The sequence below is a fragment of the Nostoc sp. DedSLP03 genome, assembly GCF_034530815.1.
GTDB lineage: Bacteria > Cyanobacteriota > Cyanobacteriia > Cyanobacteriales > Nostocaceae > Nostoc.
Genome location: NZ_JAVRCK010000015.1, coordinates 58064 through 78375 on the forward strand (window position 1 = coordinate 58064; position 20312 = coordinate 78375).

The window sequence follows — 20312 nt, forward strand, 5'->3', positions numbered from 1 at the left end:
TAATTCATGAATTGCCCCTACCTGAAAATAAAGATTTCGGTTATTGTTTGCGTAAGTCTTCCGATTAATAAGGCCACTTCCAGTCCCGAATTTCCGGCATATCATCGCCGTACTTCTGGATGTATTGCTTATGTTCGATCAGCTTATCTTGCAAATGCTGCTTGACATAAGCTGCCCTATATCCCAATTTTGGTACGCGCTCAATTACGTCCATCACTAAATGGAAGCGATCGAGTTCGTTAAGAACAACCATATCAAAGGGGGTGGTGGTAGTTCCCTCTTCCTTGTAGCCGCGCACATGCATCTGATCGTGGTTAGTATGACGATAGGTTAAGCGATGAATCAACCAGGGATAGCCATGAAAGGCAAAGATAATGTGTTTATCTGTGGTAAAAATCGTGTCAAAGTCTTTTTCGCTTAAACCGTGGGGATGTTCGCTTTTTGGCTGTAGTGTCATTAAATCGACTACGTTGACTACCCGCACTTTTAAATCTGGAAAGTGCTGGCGCAGAATATCCACAGCCGCCAAGGTTTCTAAGGTGGGAATATCCCCAGCACAAGCCATCACTACATCTGGATCGCCGTCTTGATCGTTGCTTGCCCATTCCCAAATGCCGATGCCTTTGGTGCAGTGCTTGATGGCAGCATCCATGTTGAGATATTGCAATGCTGGCTGCTTTCCAGCAACGATGACGTTGACATAGTTGCGGCTTCTGAGACAGTGATCGGTTACTGATAGCAAAGTGTTGGCATCGGGCGGCAAATACACCCGAACGATCTCTGCTTTTTTGTTAACTACATGGTCAATAAAACCGGGGTCTTGGTGGGAGAAACCGTTATGATCTTGTCGCCAAACGTGAGAAGTGAGTAGGTAATTGAGGGAAGCAATCGGTCTACGCCAGGGAATATGTCTGGTCGTTTTCAACCATTTGGCATGCTGATTGAACATCGAGTCAACGATGTGAATAAACGCCTCGTAGCAAGAGAAAAATCCGTGGCGTCCGGTGAGGAGGTAGCCTTCTAACCATCCTTGACAATTAGTTTCGCTGAGAATTTCCATCACCCGACCGTCGGGGGAAAGGTGGTCATCTTCGGGGAGGATCTGGGCTACCCAATCTCTGTCTGTAGCTTCTAGCACAGCGCCCAAGCGATTCGATACCGTTTCGTCGGGGCCGACGATGCGGAAGTTGCGGCTTTCTTGGTTAAGTTGCATGATATCCCGGAGGAAAATTCCTGCAACTTGGGTAGCTTCAGCGATCGCTTGCCCTGGTTTGAGAACATCTACGGCATAGTCTCGAAAGTCCGGCATTTTCAGGTCACACAGCAAAAGACCGCCATTAGCGTGGGGATTGTCACCCATGCGTCGATGCCCTTTGGGAGCCAGTTCTGCTAATTCGGGAATCAGCTTACCGTTGCTGTCAAAGAGTTCTTCTGGTTTGTAACTCTTCATCCAATCTTCTAGGAGTTTCAGGTGTTCTGGCTGTTTGCTTATGTTGCCAAAAGGAACTTGGTGCGATCGCCAAAAACCTTCAGTTTTTTTGCCATCAACTTCCTTGGGCCCTGTCCACCCTTTAGGGGTTTTCAAGACAATCATCGGCCACTGAGGACGTTCGGTGAAACCATGTACGCGGGCTTCTCTTTGGATACTTTGAATTTCGGCGATCGCTATATCTAGAGTCGCCGCCATCTGCTGGTGGACATCTGCGGGATCGTCACCTTCGACAAAGTAGGGCTTGTAGCCGTAGCCGACAAATAAGCTTTCTAATTCCTCATGACCGATCCGTGCCAATACTGTTGGGTTAGCAATTTTATACCCATTCAGGTGCAGAATCGGCAGTACAGCCCCATCATGTACGGGGTTAAGAAACTTGTTGGAATGCCAGCTAGTTGCTAAAGCACCTGTTTCGGCTTCGCCATCTCCGACAACAGCAGCAACAATTAAATCAGGGTTATCAAAGACAGCACCATAAGCGTGGACGAGGGCATAACCTAATTCCCCGCCTTCGTGGATCGAACCAGGAGTTTCCGGTGCAACGTGGCTGGGAATACCACCAGGGAAAGAGAATTGTTTGAAGAGTTTCTGGATTCCTTCAGCATCTTGGGAAATGTTGTGGTAGTACTTGGTGTAAGTTCCTTCTAAGTAGGTGTTAGCTACCAGTCCAGGCCCTCCATGACCAGGCCCAGCAATGTAGATTGTGTTGAGGTCATATTTTTTGATAACCCGATTTAGGTGAGCATAGATCAAGTTCAGCCCTGGCGTTGTTCCCCAGTGACCCAAGAGCCTCGGTTTGACGTGTTCCAGCTTTAAAGGTTCTCTCAGTAACGGATTGTCCAATAGATATATTTGCCCAACCGAAAGATAGTTCGCTGCACGCCAGTAGGCGTTTATCTTCTGTAATTCTTCATCTGTTAAAGGCTTTGTTTGTGGAGGACTGGCTAATGTCATTTCGACACTCCATTACAAAAGGATTTTGACGGATTCACCAGTATGTAATCTTACTTATTTTCAAGATGATGGCCATCTACCCATGATGAATTTTTTCAGCCTTCTTGACTAAATTCCTTGGCTATGAGTAGAGGATAGAGAGCAATGTCTATGCTAGGCTACACCGACGCTATTGATTAATGCTATCAATCGGCATTTTCTTCGTCATAATTTTCTAGTTGTAAAGTGTAATCTAATGCCACTTTTAGCATTATTAAATAATTATAAGAAAGAGTTCCTAATTTTCTGATTAATCGCTGTTTATCAATAACAACAATTTGATAACAAAGCACTACTGACTCTTGTGTTAAACCGCCTTCACCTGAAGGTATGATAATTGTACCTGGTATAGTGGCACGTCGCAGATTAGTGGTTAAAGGAACTACTACTAATGTCGTTGTAAACTGAGCTAGTCTATTTCGCTGAACAATAATCACTGGTCGAATACCTGCTTGCTCTGAACCTCGACTCGGATTCAAATCAGCCAAATAAACAATCTCCTCGCATCAAACTTCGTCCTCTTGCTGAAGCCGGGGGAGATAATCAGTTAAAAGAGATTCTGCAAAAGCTAAATCTTCATCAGCAAACTCAGTTTTCAATGCAGCAGCCTCCGCATCAGAAATAGCATCCCAATCCTGAGTTAGTTTTTTTTTCTGGAGAGAGATAGCAAAATCTAATACTTCTTCTTGAGAAGAGAAGGGCAATCGGGACAATATTTGTAGCAGTTGCCGATGAATAGTTGCTGTTGGTTCTTCTAGCATTGCCACATTTCCTAAATTAATATATAGAGTGTGTACTAATTATAATTACGAATTATTTTAACCTAATTATTAATTTCCAATAATCCAGGCGGTGGCGTAATTTCAATACGACCAGATGGCAAGTCTACCACTGGTGCAATCGCTTCTACAAATGGAATCAAAACAGTCTTTTGCTTTTTGTCATTTGTTATTTGTCCTTTGTCAGTAGTAAAAGATGGGTGTAATTTTACTTCTAGCAAATCATTGCCGGCAGGGATGATGTCTACCACCGTACCTACGAGTTCGCCAGATGCTTGCATAAAGACTTCTAAGCCAATCAAATCGAGGACATGATATTCATCTTTGCCTAATTGGGGGCGATCGCTTGCTGGTACCATTAATTTACAACCGCGCAACGCCTCCGCGCGATCGCAATTTTCCACGCCAGCTAATTTGATTACATACAAGTTTTTATTACTGATATAACGTCCTGTTAATAATTCGATTGGTTGCGGTTCTGTGTCACCTGAACACAACAACCAACGTTTTCCCGGTACTTCAAATCTTTCGGGAAAGTCTGATACAGGATAAACTCGTAATTCTCCAGACAATCCTTGAGGGGCAACAATCTTACCAATTTCTAACCAATTATCTAATTTGTCATTTGTCATTTGTCATTTGTCATTTGTCATTGGTCTTCTTCCCCTGCTCCCCCTGCCTCCCCTGCCCCTCTGCCCTTAATCAGGCAGTCACAGCCGCACGCTGATAAGCTTCTTCGGCCACTTTTGCTAAACGTTGCATAGCAGTGGCTATCTCTTCATCTGTACCTGTAAGACTGATGCGGAAACATTGGTGCTTGTGCGCCCACTCTTGGTCTAAACCGGGGAAGAAGGTACTTCCAGGGACAATAATCACACCTACTTGCTTAACTAGCTGGTAAAATTCCCAGTCACTCATGGGTAAATCCTGTAACCACAACCAAGCAAAAATTGCTCCTTCACCGCGATGGAGATACCAAGGTAAATCCTTGGGCATCGCTTGTTCTAAGCTGGTTTCTAAAACGGTAAATTTATTTTGGTAAAAGGGACGGATGACAGTGTGAGAAATTTCCACTAAAGCACCAGAATTGATTGCATAAGCTGCGATCGCTTGGCCGTAACGTGAAGAATGGAGACTCATGTTTGCTTGGAAACACTCCAGCACTTCAATCCACTTTTCATCCCCAATAGCTATACCAATTCTTTCTCCTGGTAATCCGGCTTTCGATAAACTCATGCAGTGGAGGATGTTATCACCGAACACTGGTGTCATGTCGGTAAAGTTTAATGCTGGGAAGGGAGGCGCATAAGCTGAGTCAATTAACACGGGTAGATTGTAAGGCGCAGCTAGGGCAGCAATCTTTTTCACCTCATCATCCGTGAGGACGTTACCAGTAGGATTACAGGGGCGAGAGAAGAGAACACAACCCGTATTTTCTGTAATCGTAAGTTGGCTGAAGTCGGGGCGATATTTAAATCGGTGAGCAGCCGCATCAATATCGAGAGTTGGTTTGTAGGCAGTTAAGGCTTTTGGAACTAAGCAAATGCCACCGTAACCTGTGTAGTCAGGGCTGAGGGGTAAAACAATTTGTTTTAACTCGCCGCTAGGGGTGTAGCCACCGAAAGTATTGGCAGCGTAGAAGTAGAGGGTTTGACTACCGGGGGTGATGAGGATATTGCGATCGGTTAATTTTAACCCGTAGCGTTTGTTAAAGTCGTTGGCGATCGCTTCAACGAATGGTGCATAGCCCTGACTTGAACCGTAGCGGCAAACTACCTCACCATATTCTGGACTAGCCAAAAGCTGTGCAGTACAATCTCGCCATAATTGTTCTACCTCTGGCAAAATCAACGGATTACCAGCACTCAAATTAATAAACTGCTGCCCTGCACCCGCTCGTAATGTTTCGATAATATCCTTCATGATTGCTCTGACGCCAGTCAGGTTGGACATTTGAGCGCCAATTTGAGTTAGGGCAGGGTTCATAAGCTGTGACAAAATATATTAATTTAGGGGTGGACAAATTATTTGAGGTTTGCTGCTGACATCCAGTTTACATCGTTGCCAAAACAGCTGTTGCCGCCTTTAACCAATCTAGCCAGAGAATGACATTTTAACAAAGGTAATAATATTTATCGTTATAGCCGCGATCGTGCTTAGTAAATACGATGAAGTAATACAAAAGTTTATCATGCGTTCAATGCCTGTGAGAAAACTGGGGAGTAAAGAAGAGAATAGGGTACAGGTTACAGTGTACAGGGGGCAGGGGGAGCAGGGGAGGCAGGGGGAGCAGGGGAGGCAGGGGAGGCAGAGGGGCAGGGGAAGAAGACCAATGACAAATGACAAATGACAAATGACAAATGACAAATGACAAAACTATACAGGAGCGCTGACATTGGAAGTTAAAGCAGCAGTAGCTTACAGTGCAGGTAAGCCGTTGACGATTGAAACCGTTCAACTATCAGGCCCACAAGCCGGCGAAGTATTAGTTGAAATGAAAGCAAGCGGGGTTTGCCACACCGACGCTTTTACCTTATCTGGTGACGATCCCGAAGGTTTGTTTCCGGCGATTTTGGGACATGAAGGTGCTGGTGTGGTAGTGGAAGTAGGCGCTGGTGTTACCAGTCTCAAACCAGGCGATCGCGTGATTCCCCTCTACACTCCCGAATGTCGCCAATGCGAATATTGTTTGAGTTTCAAAACTAATCTCTGTCAAGCGATTCGCCTAACTCAAGGACGCGGTGTGATGCCCGATGGCACTAGTCGCTTTAGTATTGATGGGCAGATGATTCATCATTATATGGGTACATCCACTTTTGCTAACTATACGGTGCTGCCAGAAATCGCCTTAGCAAAAATTCGGGAAGATGCCCCCTTTGATAAGGTTTGTTACATTGGCTGCGGTGTGACTACTGGTGTTGGTGCAGTCATCAATACTGCCAAGGTGGAACCTGGAGCAAATGTTGTGGTTTTTGGTTTGGGTGGTATTGGCTTAAATGTCATCCAAGGGGCGCGGATGGTAGGGGCAAATATGATTGTCGGGGTAGATATTAATCCCAACAAACGCGCCTTGGCAGAAAAATTTGGTATGACACACTTTGTTAATCCTCAAGAAGTAGAGGGTGATTTAGTTCCCTATCTAGTTGATTTAACAAAAGGCGGTGCTGATTATAGTTTTGAATGTATCGGTAATGTCAATATTATGCGTCAAGCATTGGAATGCTGCCATAAAGGTTGGGGCGTCAGCGTGATTATTGGTGTTGCTGGTGCTGGACAGGAAATTAGTACTCGTCCTTTTCAATTAGTAACTGGGCGCGTTTGGAAAGGTTCAGCATTTGGTGGCGCTAGAGGACGTACAGATGTGCCAAAAATTGTTGATTGGTATATGGAAGGTAAGATAAATATTGATGATTTAATTACCCATGTGATGCCCATTGAGCAAATTAATGATGCTTTTGAATTGATGCACAAAGGTGAATCAATTCGTAGTGTGGTGACTTTTTAGCTGTTAGAGGATGTTTTAAAAGGGTATTTTGCTCTCATAGCTAGCACATTAAAGTATCTCAGTACATAGCTAAACCTTAAATTGGCGTTGCACTTACAGCTATTTTCAGGTAAATGAACCACAAATAGACCTCTCTCCAAACCTCTCTCCTACGAGGAGAGAGGCTTTGATTTTCTCCCCTTCCCTTGTAGGGAAAGAGCTGGGGGTTAGGTCTCATAATTGTGGCCTAAATACATGAAAACTGCTGTAACCCAATACAAAAGGTTAGATTTATGACTCAACTTAGAAGCGTAGACTAAATAGTACTGACAATTGGGCTGAACCAAAAAATGTAACTGTATTGTAACGGTAGCTTGAGCTACCGTTTTTTGTTGACGTTGCAAAAGTTTACATTTAGAATAGAATCGTCAAAACCGGATAAGTATTTATTCTTATTTATCCTGAAAAATTGACATTCAATGAGTATATGTTCTTATCTTTGTCAAAAATTTAATCTTCTTAAGTTAAAGAATGTTTACAAAAATATTGATTGCTTAATATAATGAAATCAAAAGTGATAAGGCAAATTAATTGTCAGAAGTAATGAATGCTATTGAATTTCCCTGGCTAACAGCTATAATCCTCTTACCCTTGGTGGCTACCTTAGCCATCCCCTTAATCCCAGACAAGGAAGGTAGAACTGTGCGGTGGTATGGTCTGGGAGTTGCGATCGCCGACTTTGCACTGATGATTTATGCCTTTTGGTATAAATACGACTTCCAGAGTTCAAGACTCCAACTTATAGAAAACTATCCTTGGATACCGCAGTTAGGTTTGCATTGGGCTGTGGGGGTTGATGGTTTATCGATGCCCTTGGTGCTTCTGACAGGCTTAATAAATACCCTCGCAATATTCGCGGCTTGGAAAGTTAACACCAAGCCGCGATTATTTTATGGTTTGATGTTAGCGATGTACAGCGCCCAGCTTGGCGTATTTGTTGCCCAAGATTTGCTGTTGTTCTTCCTAATGTGGGAAATCGAGTTAGTGCCAGTTTACCTGCTGATTTCCATTTGGGGAGGACAAAACCGCCGTTATGCCGCTACCAAATTTATTCTTTACACCGCTGCTGCATCAATATTTATCTTGATTGCAGGTTTTGCAATAGCATTCTCTGGAGATACCGTCACTTTCGATATGGCGACTCTAGGAATGAAAGAATACCCCAAAACCTTGGAATTGTTGGTTTATGCAGGTTTCTTAATTGCCTTCGGTGTGAAAATGCCGATTTTCCCTTTACATACTTGGCTACCTGATGCCCACGGTGAAGCATCAGCACCCGGTTCAATGATTTTGGCTGGTGTGTTGTTAAAAATGGGTGGTTATGCTCTCATCCGCTTCAATGTGGAAATGTTGCCCAATGCCCATGTGACTTTTGCCCCAGTGTTAGCAGTTTTGGGTGTGGTTAACATTGTCTACGGTGCTTGCTGTGCCTTTGCTCAAACCAATCTCAAACGCCGCTTGGCTTACTCTTCAATTGCCCACATGGGGTTTGTGCTGATTGGGATTGCCTCTTACACAGAGCTTGGTATCAGCGGTGCAGTATTACAGATGGTTTCTCACGGCTTGATTGCTGCTAGCTTGTTCTTCCTGTCTGGCGTGACTTACGATCGCACCCACACCTTGATGATGGATAAAATGGGCGGTATGGCTAAGGTAATGCCCAAAACCTTTGCTCTGTTTACCATCGGTTCAATGGCTTCTCTGGCTTTACCCGGAATGAGTGGTTTTGTGGGTGAGTTGATGGTGTTTCTGGGTATCGCCAGCAGTGATGTTTACAGTTCCAGCTTCAAAGTTGTAGTCGTGCTGCTGTCAGCAGTTGGCGTGATTTTGACACCGATTTATTTACTGTCAATGCTGCGTCAAGTGTTCTACGGTGAGCAAAATAAAGAGTTGCACTTGGATGCTGTAATCTCTGATATCAAACCCCGCGAAATATTTATTACCGCTTGTTTGCTACTGCCAATCATCGGAATCGGGTTTTATCCCAAATTAGCAACGCAGACTTATGATGTCAAAGCAGTAGAATTAGCCGCCCATGCTCGTCAAGTTCTACCAGTTGTTGCTCATCAACAACCAGCAAGTCTGTACTCGCGTATTTTCTCTGCACCAACATTGGCTACTTCTCAAGTTGAAAGTTCAATTAATATTTCTGAGTAAATTAACTTCCCATTAAGGGGTCTGCAAGTAAATTCTAAATTTGAAGGGGTGGTTTTGTAACCACCCCTAAAATTTTGCCAAGATATATCCTAAAGACAGGTGAAGCCCCAAAATATGAATTATGACCATTAACTTACCTATAGCCATAGAAATTATACCAATGGTCTTGCAATTGCAACCTGCGATCGCACTAACTGACGATCAGTTTTATGAATTTTGCCAGCTAAACCGCGACTTTCGCATTGAACGTAATGCTGCTGGAGAATTAGTCATTATGCCCCCAACTGGTTCGGAAACTGATGAACGCAATTTTAACTTAGTTGGGCAATTGTGGGTATGGACAAAGCAAGATGCTACAGGTGTAGGCTTTGGTTCCAGTGCTGGGTTTACTTTACCTAATGGTGCAGTGCGATCGCCCGATGCAGCCTGGATAAAACGCGATCGCTGGGAAGCCATATCATTGGAACTGCGAAAAAAATTTGCACCAATTTGTCCTGAGTTTGTGATTGAATTGCGTTCTGAGAGCGACAACTTGCGAATTTTGCAAAACAAGATGCAAGAGTATATAGATAATGGCACTCAACTTGGTTGGTTAATTGATAGAAAACAACGCCAAGTTTTTATTTATCGTCCTAATATTGCGGTTGAACAATTAGATAATCCAAAAACGCTGAATGGTGAACCTTTGCTAACTGGGTTTGTTTTGGATTTAAGTCAGATTTGGTAAGGAAGAAATACAAATGTTAGGAATCTATGGCGGCGAAAGACATATTCCATGATGCAGTAAGACGCGCTTTGGAGAAAGAGGGTTGGCTCATCACTATTTCCTCACAAGTTCCTCACATTCTCTTTCATCAGATATCTAATATAAGGACAAACGACATACAATACTTTTCGGTTAAGGGGGAAAGGGGAAAGGGAAAGGGTTTGAATTTACCTTTCCCCCTTTGCCCTTTAACCTTTTCCCAGACCAAAAGAGAGATTGTTAGGCTTATCCGAAAAGTATTGAAACGACATATACATCTCTGTAGTATTAAGATTATTTTTATTGATATTCCAGTAAATTCCAGCCTGAATACTGGCAAAATTTAAGTTTTAATAAGCACCGTATTCCCTCACAAGTTCCTCATATTCTTTTTGTAACTTCAGGATAGAGACACTTAACTATTGCATGAATTAGCTTGAGAGTTTACACCTTCTTGTGTTGGGGTATTTCGGCAAAAGCTTGACTGCCTCTTTTCTTAGCGAAGGTATTGAAGCTTAATTCTACTTTTGCATCTATAGGAGAGTTCTCTCATGGATTTTACAGAGAAAGTGCCATTTTTTAATCTCAAGACTTTAGGCTATTACAGGTGAGTCCTACGTAGGTGATGCTATACCTACACTAAGTTAATTCCTGCCACAGTTAAAAACGATTTAGTTTCTAAATAAAGTAAACCTTCTAGAGATTTATCCTGCACTAGTTAAATAGTTGGGGGAGATGCATTTTGACTGCATTTTCCATGAAAAAACAACTTTAACAACATAGGTACAATCAATATGAACTTTAAACAATTTGGTGTATTACTGTCTCTATCTACAATTCTTGGAATCAACGTAATTGCGAACAAAGCTTTGGCTGATGAGCCTAGTATTACTTTTGGAGATGCAATCGGGTCTGGTGGATGTAGTGTTGCAGATCAGCTTCCTGGAGAGGATGGTAGAAGCTTATCGATCGTCTTGGATAACTTTAGTGCATTCAATGGTCAGCGTCAAAAGTGTATTTTACGCGTTCAAACTTTTATTCCAAGTGGTTTCATCGTCCAAGATGTACAAGTACTGTACCAAGGAACTACTGATATTAATAGCAAGAGTAAAGGTACTAGCTTAAACAGAACTTATAGCTTTAGTGGTGGTGCTCTTGGTCAAGCTGTAGCTCCCCCTAAAACTAGCAAGTTTACATCTAGTAAGGCATTTGCAGAGCAAGATGAGATTACTGTTCTAGCTGCTACAGGTTTATGTAGTGGTGGTGGGCAAGGACTATTAGGTATTAATCTGATTGCACAATCCTCAGCAGGAAGTTCTATTTTCGTTGATACAGCCGATCTCAATGCTGGGGATGTAAGGCTTTATTTTGACCTAAGACGTTGTTAGTCCTCGCTTTTTGCTATTCTGCGCATAGATAGTGACACACCGCAATACTTGTCGGTTAAGGGGAAAAGGGGAAGGGGGAAGGGGAAAGAAAAAACCTTTAACCTTTACCCTTTAACCTTTTCCCCAAACCCAATGCCGAGTTGAAAATGCTTAACCGAGCAGTATTGTGACACACCGTATCAAATTCTAAATTTAGTGGTCTTCAATGAGTGGTGAGTCTAAATCCCCCACTCATTGAATCTACCGAATGTATTCTTCTTTCAAATTACAAATTTCTGTTGATGGAGAGGAAGTTATGTTGAGATTAAGTGATGCACGTAATTTTTTCATATTAATATGCTTGTTTTTTTTCTGTTATAATGCCAATTCATCTAGCACTGCTGTTGCAATAGATAACCAGCCAAACTTTTTAGTTAATCGGAGATGTAATATAACTTTCAATCCGCAAATAAATCAGTTTACACTTGGCTCTCCTATAACTGTAAATGCACAATCGCCAAGAGCTAGATGTATCGTTAGAATTAATACTTCTAATACTCAAAAGCAATTTAGGCTTGTGCCTTTAGCTGTAAAAGGTGTAGTCAAGAACGCACCAGCACAAATATCTATCTCATCATTTTTACTTGGCGATAAACCAACTCCATATCAAATGATGTATGGAAGTGCTATAAATTTTAATTTGACTAATCAAATACCTCTAACTAATTATACAACTACAGGAAAAAGTGTTTTAGGCATTAATTTAGTATTAATGACGAACGGAGGAGAATTAGAGTTGACAGAGCTAAAGTTTGCACTTCAACAACAATAAAATGTGGTTTTAGCGCTCCTTCAGGAAAAAGTGAAGAACATTAAGATGTTGGGGTGGTGCGATCGCTTGTGAGTCAGAATGAAAACATAAATTTACTAGTATTTAGGCAGTGAATTTTACTTTTCAGTTTGATTAAATTAACATACAGCATATTCGGAGTTTATGAGGTACAGTAGCAGCAAGTTGTAAACCAATTTTTGAGATGTTCAGGATTAATTAATTCAAGAGCTATTTTAATTAAAACATCAACTCCAGATGCATTCTTTGGAGAAAATTGTTTCAAGAATGCTTTTAATTGTGACCACCAATGCTCGATGGGATTAAATTCAGGGGAATAGGGAGACATGTATAGGGCACTTGCACCAACAGATTCAATTAAGGGTTTAATTTCTACGACTTGATGTGCAGGAAGATTATCCATTACAACAACTGCACCAGCCCATAATTGTGGTAACAAAAAATGTTCGATAAAGACTTTATATGCATCTCCATCCATCGAGCCGTTTAAAGTCATGACAGCTAAAACTTTCTTTAAACTAATTCCCCCGATTACACTAACTTTTGCACCTCGATAATATGGTTTAAAATCATACACTCTACTGCCGCGTTCGCCCTTGGCGTTGGCGAAGCCATCGCTTCTGCCATGAGTACGAGTCAAACCAAGTAAAACACCCATTTCATCGATAAAAACCAGGTTTTCTGGGTCTATTTGTTTTACTTTCTCCCAATACTCTATTCTCAGCTTTTGGACTCTTTCTGTTTTCGCTTGGCTACTGCGTAAAGTCTTTTTTTTCGTGTTAGTTTTTGTTTTTGCAATGCACAGCACATTACACTTGCACATACCCAAACGTTGTTCTTTTCTCCAAAATACTCGCAGTATTCTGATAAAGTTGCGTCTGGATGGCTTTTAACCATTTCGGCTAATTCACTACCGTACTCATCCAATTTACCTTTCATTGTCCCACCTTGCTTCTTGGGTTCTAGATGACCTTGGGTTCTCTTTAGTTGGAGGAGCTTTTGTACATAGCTTTTCGCTACACCAAATTGAACAGCTACTTTTCTAACCGAAGTGTCACCTCTCTCATAAGCTTTTACTATTTTTTCTCGTAAATCGATTGAGTACGGCTTTATTGTATTTCTTGATGCACTATTAATTAGTGTGCCTCATTTACCTCAAAACTGCTGTATCTTCAACCATCTATGAAGCCCTTGGTGGCTGCTATGACAATGCTAACAGCAGGATGATCGACTGCTTTTTCTAGAGCTTCCGATCCTGCTTCTTTCAGGGCATTGATAATTCGAGCTTTCAATTTTGGCTTCTGTTCTATTTCCTCTACTGCTTTGACGCCAACCATTGCTGTACTAAAATATTCTTGTGACAGTTGATCTAAAAGTTCTTTAATATCTTTTGCAGCTTGTGCCAAGTTTTGCGAGTTGTTGATTTGAGTGTCGATTTTATCACGCATGACTTTATCGCCACCAACGTTATCCCCAAAGCCGTATTGATTTACTGTTGACATTAAATTATTTTCCTTTTGGCGAGTTTGATTTTGTTCTTGAACTTGATTTAGGTTGAAATATATGTTAGATGGTATTTGCGGAGATTGAGGAGGATTCACTTCAACGCCTAACTGCTCTACAAACAACCTCTCTTTACCCCTATCTATTACATCATCAATTAAGCTCAAAACATTCGCTTTTTCATAGCTAATATCACATTCAACATCATATTTTTGTTTAGCAAGGCGATTTCTTAAATTTTCAAGCTTATAAAAATGTGGCTCTTGGCTATATTTGCAGGTTTCGCAATTGCAGGGAATTAACTTGTTGTACTTCAGTCGCTTGTAGGAATCATGAATTTTATCGAGTTCATGTGTAACTATGGTCATCAAATCTCTTTTGTGACGACCTGAGACTCGAATCTTAATCTCCCGCTTGCCGTAATATTCAATCACCTCTGCTTTCGTCTGGTCTTTGCTGAGAACAACGCCGCTTTTCCAGACACATTGTTGTTCATCGATCAACTCATGCATGGTAACTATAAACTGGGTGAGGATGCCCTTGGGCATGAACTCGTAAGTGTAACGCAGTATCAGGTTGTTACTTTCATCCCAGTTGTAGGAGGGTTGATTAGCAGATAGCAGTTGTGGGGCAATATACTTTCCTTGGCTTCTGGGAATTTCGTAGCACAGCTTGAAGTTAATCATCAGGCGCAAGAGTTTATAATACATCGTGGCGTATTCGTCTTCACACCAGATGTTTTCCAAGTCAGACCGTGTGAAACTGCCGAGGTTTCGAATCAGCTTTTCATTATCCAGCACTTTGTAGACTGCATCAGTTCCCCACTTGGGTTTGAGGATGACGGTCTCGTTCAAAAGTGGGTCTTCTTGGAAGTGCAAGCATACTCCCAAATCGTGCAGATAGCTGCTCAATTGCAACTTGTGATCTCTTTGGGAGAACCCATTTTGTTGGCAAATGTTCAGGTATTCATCCAAGCTAATGTAATTGCGTGCGTCACTTTCCAAAGCTTCCCGGACTCTAACCCAAGTTTTTGGGAGAGGGCTGCCAATATGGGGCAGGTTTGTAACATAGTGCTTGATTTGTTCTAAAACTTGTTCTAAACCTCTATTGGTAGCAAGATTTGTTGGTAAAGTCTCCTTCAAATTAGTAAACTGTCCCCGTAACTGGAGTTCATTAATTTCCCGATGGCGGTTTTGCTTCTCATTTTTGATGATTAGTAGCGGACTGTTATCGCTCAACAGTTCCACCACATTCAGCCAGTAATAAAAATCTGTATCTTCTTTGCGGGTATCTGCTACTAAGACATAGACTGAACGCTTGGTGAGGAAAAACTGGTGAGTCGTATGGTAAATCTCTTGCCCTCCAAAGTCCCAGATGTTGACTTGAAATTCTCGCCCTTTTTCCATTGGGAAACTCCACTGGATAACCTCAATTCCCTTTGTAGAGTCTTCCTCTCGGAGTTGATAATTTCGGTCTTCAATTTTCTTCGCCAGTGTTGTTTTACCTGCTCCTCCTTCACCGACAATTAGTAACTTTGCTTCATAGAGATAATCTGTTCCCTCTACTTCCAGTTGTAGGAAATAATTCTGAATTGCCTTAATACCTTTTACAATAATTTCTGGCGGTGGCTTTTCGATGGGGTTGTTGCTTAAACCCAGAAAGGTAAGTTTTTGTAGGCGGGCGATCGCTTCTGGCAGTGTCGTTAATTGATTGCCGCTTAAACCCAGAAAGGTGAGTTTTTGTAGGCGGGCGATCACTTCTGGTAGTTTCATTAATTGGTTGAAGCTTAAATTCAGGGAAGTCAGTTGTTGCAGGCGGGCGATCGCTTCTGGCAGTTTGGTTAATTGGTTGAAGCTTAAATCCAAGGAAGTCAGTTGTGGCAGGCGGGTGATCGCTTCTGGCAGTGTCGTTAATTTGTTGTCGCTTAAATCCAGGAAAGTGAGTTGTTGCAGGCGGGTGATCGCTTCTGGCAGCGTCGTTAATTTGTTGACGCTTAAATACAGGGAAGTCAGTTGTTGCAGGCGGGTGATCGCTTCTGGCAGCGTCGTTAATTTGTTGACGCTTAAATCTAGGAAAGTCAGTTGTTGCAGGCCGGCGATCGCTTCTGGCAGCGTCGTTAATTTGTTGTGTCTTAAATCCAAAGCCTCCAACCATCTCAGTTCAAACACCTCAGCAGGAATCTCTGTTAATTTTTCCTTGTCATTAGTACGCGAATCATTGCTTAAATCTAATTCTTTAAGCTTTTTCTCTTTCGCCTCTCGGATTTTTCCAAGGTAACGTTGAGGCGTGTTTGTCATACTTAGGTTCACCTGTCAACGAAAGTTATATTTAATGCCCCTGATTCGCTGGACAATCTCGCAACTACTAATATTTTGCACTAATCCCAACAACCGCTACAGGTTAGAAACCTATGGCTGATAGCGAAAGTTCTCTTAAGAGAACTAAATTCTTTCCAGGCTTAGATTTTAGTCTACTTGAGTGGCTTGGCTATTGGTTCCTAGAACTTCGAGTTTCAGGCGATCGCGGCTACTAATTGAGAATGCTACAAGATATCAAAGCAATTTACTATCTTGTGTAACACTACATGAGCGCTAATAATTTTTACGGAATCTAAAAATAATTTATCATTACCAATGGCTCAGATTTGCTTGTAAACGAGTCTTTAATACTCATTAATGGGGCTATGAACTCCGTTAATGAGTCTTTGATACTCGTGGACGAGTCTTTGATACTCGCTGACGAGTCTTTAATACTCGCGGACGAGTCTCTGATATTCGTGGACGAGTCTTTGATACTCGTGGACGAGTCTCTGATACTCGCGGACGAGTCTTTGATACTCGTGGACGAGTCTCTGATACTCGCGGACGAGTCTTTGATACTTGTTGACGAGTCTCTGATACTCGCGGACGAGTCTTTGATACTCGTGAAAGAGTCTTTGATGGTTCTTTTACTTCTTTAGCCGTTTTTTACGCGACTTCTCCAGCTTGAAAAATCTGTTCAGCAGTTAAATTCAACTCTGGGAACGCTGGCGACTGAATGCGATCGCTTCCCCTAAATTGCCTAACTTGATACTCGCCTTCAATTAATTGGTAAATCGAGATAGTTGGTTGTTTAGGATTGCCAATAAACCGCCTACCACCTAAGCCGAGATAGTCTACAATCCAGTATTCAGGGATTCCGACCTCTTCATATTTACCTGCTTTGGTAAAATAGTCGTCTCGCCAGTTGGTACTTACCACCTCAATTACTAAAGGAATTGATGCCGCTTGGCTTACAGTAGATTCTTTTTTCCACAGAGGTTCATTTACTAAATTAGAGTTATTCAACAACAGTACATCTGGTGAGTAAGCTGCTTCGCTCTGAGTAGGTTTAATGAAAGCTGTTTTGGGGATGAAATAAGGTAGTTTGAAACGTTTGTATTCTGTAACTATTTCCCCAACTAAAAATCCAACAATTTGTTCATGTTCAACTGTGGGAGGAGCCATTTCAACAATTACCCCATCATGCAGTTCATAGCGTCGTTGTGAGTTTTCTGGATACCAAGTAATAAATTCATCAAATGTTACTTGTTTGGTTAAGGCTTGAGTCATATGCCCTCTTGCTTTATCAGATAAAAATTTCAACCTTAGCCACCTAAATTACGCAACTTCTCCAGCCCGAAAAATCTGTTCAGCAGTTAAATTCAACTCTGGGAATGCTGGCGACTGAATGCGATCGCTTCCCCTAAATTGCCTAACTTGATACTCACCTTCAATTAATTGGTAAATGGAGATAGTTGGTTGTTTAGGATTGCCAATAAAGCGTCTACCACCTAAACCTAAATAGTCTACAATCCAATATTCAGGAATGCCCAAAGACTCGTAATCTTCTAGTTTCAAAGCATAATCATCGCTCCAGTTGGTTGAAACAACTTCTACAACCAACTTGACGGAACTACCCCACGTAATGATAGATTCTTTTTTCCAGCGTGGTTCATTCATAACAGCTTGTCTATCAAGAACGATTACATCTGGTTCATAACCTGAATCAGTGTTAACTGACTTGATGACGCATTCTTTAGGGATAAAACAAGGAATAGACAAACGGGTGATTTCAATAAACAAAGAACCATTGATAAACCCGGCTATCTCCGAGTGTTTCCCTGTTGGCTTAGGCATTTCAACAATTACCCCATCATGTAGTTCATAATGCCTGTCTGAAGATTCGGGATACCAGGCGATAAATTCATCAAATGTTACTTGTTTGGCTAAGGCTTGAGTCATACTTTGCCCTCTTTATGTCAAATTTGACCCCTCTCCAAACCTCTCCCCGACACAGGGAGAGGCTTAATTAGCGAACTGAGATTAAACTTTCGCCGCCGCAGCACTTGGTAAACTCACTTTCAATCGCTTAAACATCGCTTCTCGTGCTTGTGTAGCAAGGCTATCGTCAAAAGGTTTTAAGGTAATTTCCTGTTGATACTTTAGCCGCAGCGCTGTTTGAATTAACCAATCTGCAACAAAAGGATTTTTCGGTAACAAAGGGCCGTGAGAATAAGTAGCGATCGCATTCTGATAAAATGCTCCTTCTGTCCCATCTTCACCATTATTTCCCAAGCCGTACACCACGCGCCCCAAAGCTTCGACTTTTCCCAGTTTGGTACGTCCGCCGTGATTTTCAAAGCCTACCAAATACGGTGTGCTACCTGTCATCTCTTTTAAATCTCGCGCCAGACGTGAAGCTGTCACTTCAATTACCAAGTTACCAATACAGCGCTTAGTATTTTCGCCAGGATGCACGGAAACTAAATCGAGTATTCCCAAACCATCAATCCGTTGTCCCAAACCTGGTTCATAATAATGTCCCAGTAATTGGGGGGAACCACAAGTAAATACTCCTGGTGTGCCATTTTCGATTTTCTCGCGCATTGCATCAGCTTTCGCACCTTGCAAATCACGCATGACTATTTCTTGCTGACGATCTTGTGCGCCACCACCAACGATGACATCTACTGTTTTAATATCTGCGGCTGTAGAATTTTGATCTAAGGGTAATACTTTCACATCGTATCCCCGCCACTGGGCGCGACGTTCTATAGTAATTACATTACCGCGATCGCCATAAGTACTCATCAGCGTCGGATAAAGCCAACCAATTGTTAATTCTATATTTTGAGAACTCATAAATTTGGGGAATGGGGAATAGGGAATAAGACGATCGCAAATGACAAATGACAAATGACCAATGACCAATGACAAATTTAAAGAATTTTCCGACCAGTCAGAACTTCTCGCACTTCTAACATAGCTGAGTAGGTAGGTAGAATATGCAGAGTTTCATTCTCTGGTGTATGCTCTAATGCAGTAGCGATCGCTTGTCGCAAATCTTCTTCGACTATTAAATTTAAGTTACTCTCAGGGGACTTTTGGCTGTAACGTAGACGTAGTGCCATATCGTAGACGCGATCGCCACTCACTACTAAAGTCCCGCCGCGTTCGACTAGTTTCTCGGTATCTACGTCCCAAATCCAGGATACATCAGTGCCATCAGGCGTGCGATCGTTCAATACTAGCAGTGTGGTTTTATCTGTGCTTTCAGTGACTACGCGAATGGTTTCATTCGTTCCCACAGGATTTTTTGATAACAATATTCGCACTCGTTTACCGTTAATTACTAAATCTTCCGCCCGACCAAAAGCAGCTTGGAAGTTGTTAATAGTATCTCTGATTGTTGCTTCATCAACTCCTAACTCAATAGCCGCAGTTGCAGCCGCCAAAGTATTATATTTGTTGTATAAACCAACCAGAATTTGCGACCATTCACTACTTTCCAAAGTCGGTTTACTTTTACTAAAACCACACTTAGGACAAGTAAAATCTCCCAAATGAGACAAATAAACACCCTTGTAATCTAGGGAATGTCCACATTTTGGACAATAAATAGAATCAACAGCGTGAGGAATTGCTTCTAGATAATGTTCTGGTTCATTCAAGCCAAAGAATAACACCCGTTGGGGTAACTGCTGACCGAGATTAGATAAAGTTGGGTCATCAGCATTGGGAATTACTACCGTTTCTGGTGGTAGGGTAGAAATAACTTTTGTCCAACGTTTACTAATTGTGTCTACTTCGCCGTACCGATCGAGTTGGTCGCGGAACAAGTTTAAACAGAGAATGATTCGCGGCTGGAGTGGCGCTAATACCTTCGGTACAATATTTTCGTCAACTTCTAAAATGACGTAATCAGAATTTAGCGTACCTAGTAAATTGGTGCTTTCTAACAGCGCCGTCATCAAGCCATTTTCTAGATTTGCACCTGTAGAATTATGAGTGACACGAAAACCTTTGCGTTCTAGTATTGTGCATAAAAGCAGCGCTGTAGTAGTTTTGCCGTTAGTACCAGCAATTAAAATCACCCCGTTTTTAACTTGCTGACTCAATAATTGTAAAAGTCTGGGTTCAATGCGACGAGCGATCGCCCCTGGTAATACACTACCAGCACCTAGACGGAGCGTAGGCGCAGCCCGTCGAAGATATTGCACTATAAAGGTCACACTCTTTGCCACTGACACCGCGAAACCCAATCGCAGTCTATCTATGAATTGTATTTTGTTTCCCACATCTATACCCTAGTTTTCTGGCGGTTCTTAATTAAAAGTGCAAATTTAATCTTGTGAGTTTAGCGAATCTTGGCTGAAAAAGCCAGTATTCGCAATTTTGAATTTTAAACTTTTCTGCGGAATGCTACGCGTTGCTTCCCCGGAAGGGTACGGCTACGCTCAGTCGAATAATTTTGGATTGTTGCGCTACTTTACCTCTGTTTTGAATTCTGCGTAGCAATACCAGCCACTTGCGAGAGATAATCTCAGTAGGCGTTATCTTAAAAAATAGTGCGTGGGCGTAA

At 42.0% G+C, this 20312-nt stretch carries 19 protein-coding genes; 7 read left to right on the forward strand and 12 right to left on the reverse strand.

The genetic code is table 11. The features are described from left to right. Window positions 1-64: 64 nt before the first annotated feature. The 5 genes from RM368_RS09910 to RM368_RS09930 all read right to left on the reverse strand — a co-directional run bounded on the left by RM368_RS09910 (window position 65) and on the right by RM368_RS09930 (window position 5250). On the reverse strand, window positions 65-2446 hold the full coding sequence (locus RM368_RS09910) for a phosphoketolase family protein (protein ID WP_322693908.1): 2382 nt from the start codon (window positions 2444-2446) through the stop codon (window positions 65-67). A gap of 185 nt (window positions 2447-2631) precedes the next feature. Continuing rightward, window positions 2632-2973 carry a type II toxin-antitoxin system PemK/MazF family toxin gene (locus RM368_RS09915; protein ID WP_322693909.1) on the reverse strand — a complete coding sequence of 114 codons (342 nt, stop codon included), beginning with the start codon at window positions 2971-2973 and terminating at the stop codon, window positions 2632-2634. Between the two features lie 18 nt (window positions 2974-2991). Further along, window positions 2992-3246: a hypothetical protein gene (locus RM368_RS09920; RefSeq protein ID WP_322693910.1), complete on the reverse strand. Its 255-nt coding sequence runs from the start codon at window positions 3244-3246 to the stop codon at window positions 2992-2994. 62 nt (window positions 3247-3308) lie between these two features. After that, window positions 3309-3896: a ribosome maturation factor RimM gene (rimM, locus tag RM368_RS09925; RefSeq protein WP_322693911.1), complete on the reverse strand. Its 588-nt coding sequence runs from the start codon at window positions 3894-3896 to the stop codon at window positions 3309-3311. A gap of 70 nt (window positions 3897-3966) precedes the next feature. Then, window positions 3967-5250 (reverse strand): valine--pyruvate transaminase, encoded by a 1284-nt coding sequence (locus RM368_RS09930; RefSeq protein ID WP_322670381.1) that lies wholly within the window; start codon window positions 5248-5250, stop codon window positions 3967-3969. A 409-nt stretch (window positions 5251-5659) separates the two neighbouring features. Here RM368_RS09930 and RM368_RS09935 point away from each other — a divergent pair, with 409 nt between their 5' ends. From RM368_RS09935 to RM368_RS09955, 6 genes are all read left to right on the forward strand, one after another. Continuing rightward, entirely contained in the window at window positions 5660-6769 is a 1110-nt protein-coding gene (locus RM368_RS09935) for an S-(hydroxymethyl)glutathione dehydrogenase/class III alcohol dehydrogenase (RefSeq protein WP_322693912.1), read from the forward strand. 582 nt (window positions 6770-7351) lie between these two features. Next, the gene (locus RM368_RS09940; RefSeq protein WP_322693913.1) at window positions 7352-8965 is read left to right on the forward strand and encodes an NAD(P)H-quinone oxidoreductase subunit 4; all 1614 of its coding nucleotides are present in this window, start codon (window positions 7352-7354) and stop codon (window positions 8963-8965) included. A gap of 121 nt (window positions 8966-9086) precedes the next feature. Beyond that, entirely contained in the window at window positions 9087-9692 is a 606-nt protein-coding gene (locus RM368_RS09945; protein ID WP_322693914.1) for a Uma2 family endonuclease, read from the forward strand. A 26-nt stretch (window positions 9693-9718) separates the two neighbouring features. Further along, window positions 9719-10057 (forward strand): element excision factor XisH family protein, encoded by a 339-nt coding sequence (locus tag RM368_RS38725; protein WP_416212226.1) that lies wholly within the window; start codon window positions 9719-9721, stop codon window positions 10055-10057. 447 nt (window positions 10058-10504) lie between these two features. Continuing rightward, window positions 10505-11098, forward strand: coding sequence for a DUF4360 domain-containing protein (locus tag RM368_RS09950; protein WP_322693915.1), 594 nt, complete (start codon window positions 10505-10507; stop codon window positions 11096-11098). A 247-nt stretch (window positions 11099-11345) separates the two neighbouring features. After that, window positions 11346-11909: a hypothetical protein gene (locus RM368_RS09955; RefSeq protein ID WP_322693916.1), complete on the forward strand. Its 564-nt coding sequence runs from the start codon at window positions 11346-11348 to the stop codon at window positions 11907-11909. A 160-nt stretch (window positions 11910-12069) separates the two neighbouring features. Here the strand turns inward: RM368_RS09955 and RM368_RS09960 are convergent, their stop codons facing one another. From RM368_RS09960 to RM368_RS09965, 3 genes are read right to left on the reverse strand one after another with little or no spacing between them, the layout of a single operon-like run. Further along, the gene (locus tag RM368_RS09960) at window positions 12070-12735 is read right to left on the reverse strand and encodes a transposase (protein ID WP_322693917.1); all 666 of its coding nucleotides are present in this window, start codon (window positions 12733-12735) and stop codon (window positions 12070-12072) included. Beyond that, entirely contained in the window at window positions 12648-13064 is a 417-nt protein-coding gene (locus tag RM368_RS38730) for a helix-turn-helix domain-containing protein (protein WP_416212228.1), read from the reverse strand. The genes RM368_RS09960 and RM368_RS38730 overlap by 88 nt, the downstream gene beginning before the upstream one ends. Before the next feature lie 35 nt (window positions 13065-13099). Next, window positions 13100-15727: a COR domain-containing protein gene (locus RM368_RS09965; RefSeq protein WP_322693918.1), complete on the reverse strand. Its 2628-nt coding sequence runs from the start codon at window positions 15725-15727 to the stop codon at window positions 13100-13102. 113 nt (window positions 15728-15840) lie between these two features. On the opposite strand from RM368_RS09965, the gene RM368_RS09970 reads away from it, so the two are divergent. Further along, on the forward strand, window positions 15841-15963 hold the full coding sequence (locus RM368_RS09970; RefSeq protein WP_322693919.1) for a hypothetical protein: 123 nt from the start codon (window positions 15841-15843) through the stop codon (window positions 15961-15963). A 433-nt stretch (window positions 15964-16396) separates the two neighbouring features. On the opposite strand, the gene RM368_RS09975 is transcribed toward RM368_RS09970, so the two are convergent. From RM368_RS09975 to RM368_RS09990, 4 genes are all read right to left on the reverse strand, one after another. Beyond that, complete coding sequence (locus RM368_RS09975; protein WP_322693920.1) at window positions 16397-17020, reverse strand: Uma2 family endonuclease; 624 nt, start codon at window positions 17018-17020, stop codon at window positions 16397-16399. A 48-nt stretch (window positions 17021-17068) separates the two neighbouring features. Next, window positions 17069-17692 carry a Uma2 family endonuclease gene (locus tag RM368_RS09980; RefSeq protein ID WP_322693921.1) on the reverse strand — a complete coding sequence of 208 codons (624 nt, stop codon included), beginning with the start codon at window positions 17690-17692 and terminating at the stop codon, window positions 17069-17071. A gap of 81 nt (window positions 17693-17773) precedes the next feature. Continuing rightward, window positions 17774-18592 carry a type 1 glutamine amidotransferase gene (locus tag RM368_RS09985; protein WP_322693922.1) on the reverse strand — a complete coding sequence of 273 codons (819 nt, stop codon included), beginning with the start codon at window positions 18590-18592 and terminating at the stop codon, window positions 17774-17776. 77 nt (window positions 18593-18669) lie between these two features. Continuing rightward, window positions 18670-20028 (reverse strand): MurT ligase domain-containing protein, encoded by a 1359-nt coding sequence (locus RM368_RS09990; protein ID WP_416212227.1) that lies wholly within the window; start codon window positions 20026-20028, stop codon window positions 18670-18672. Window positions 20029-20312: the final 284 nt, after the last annotated feature.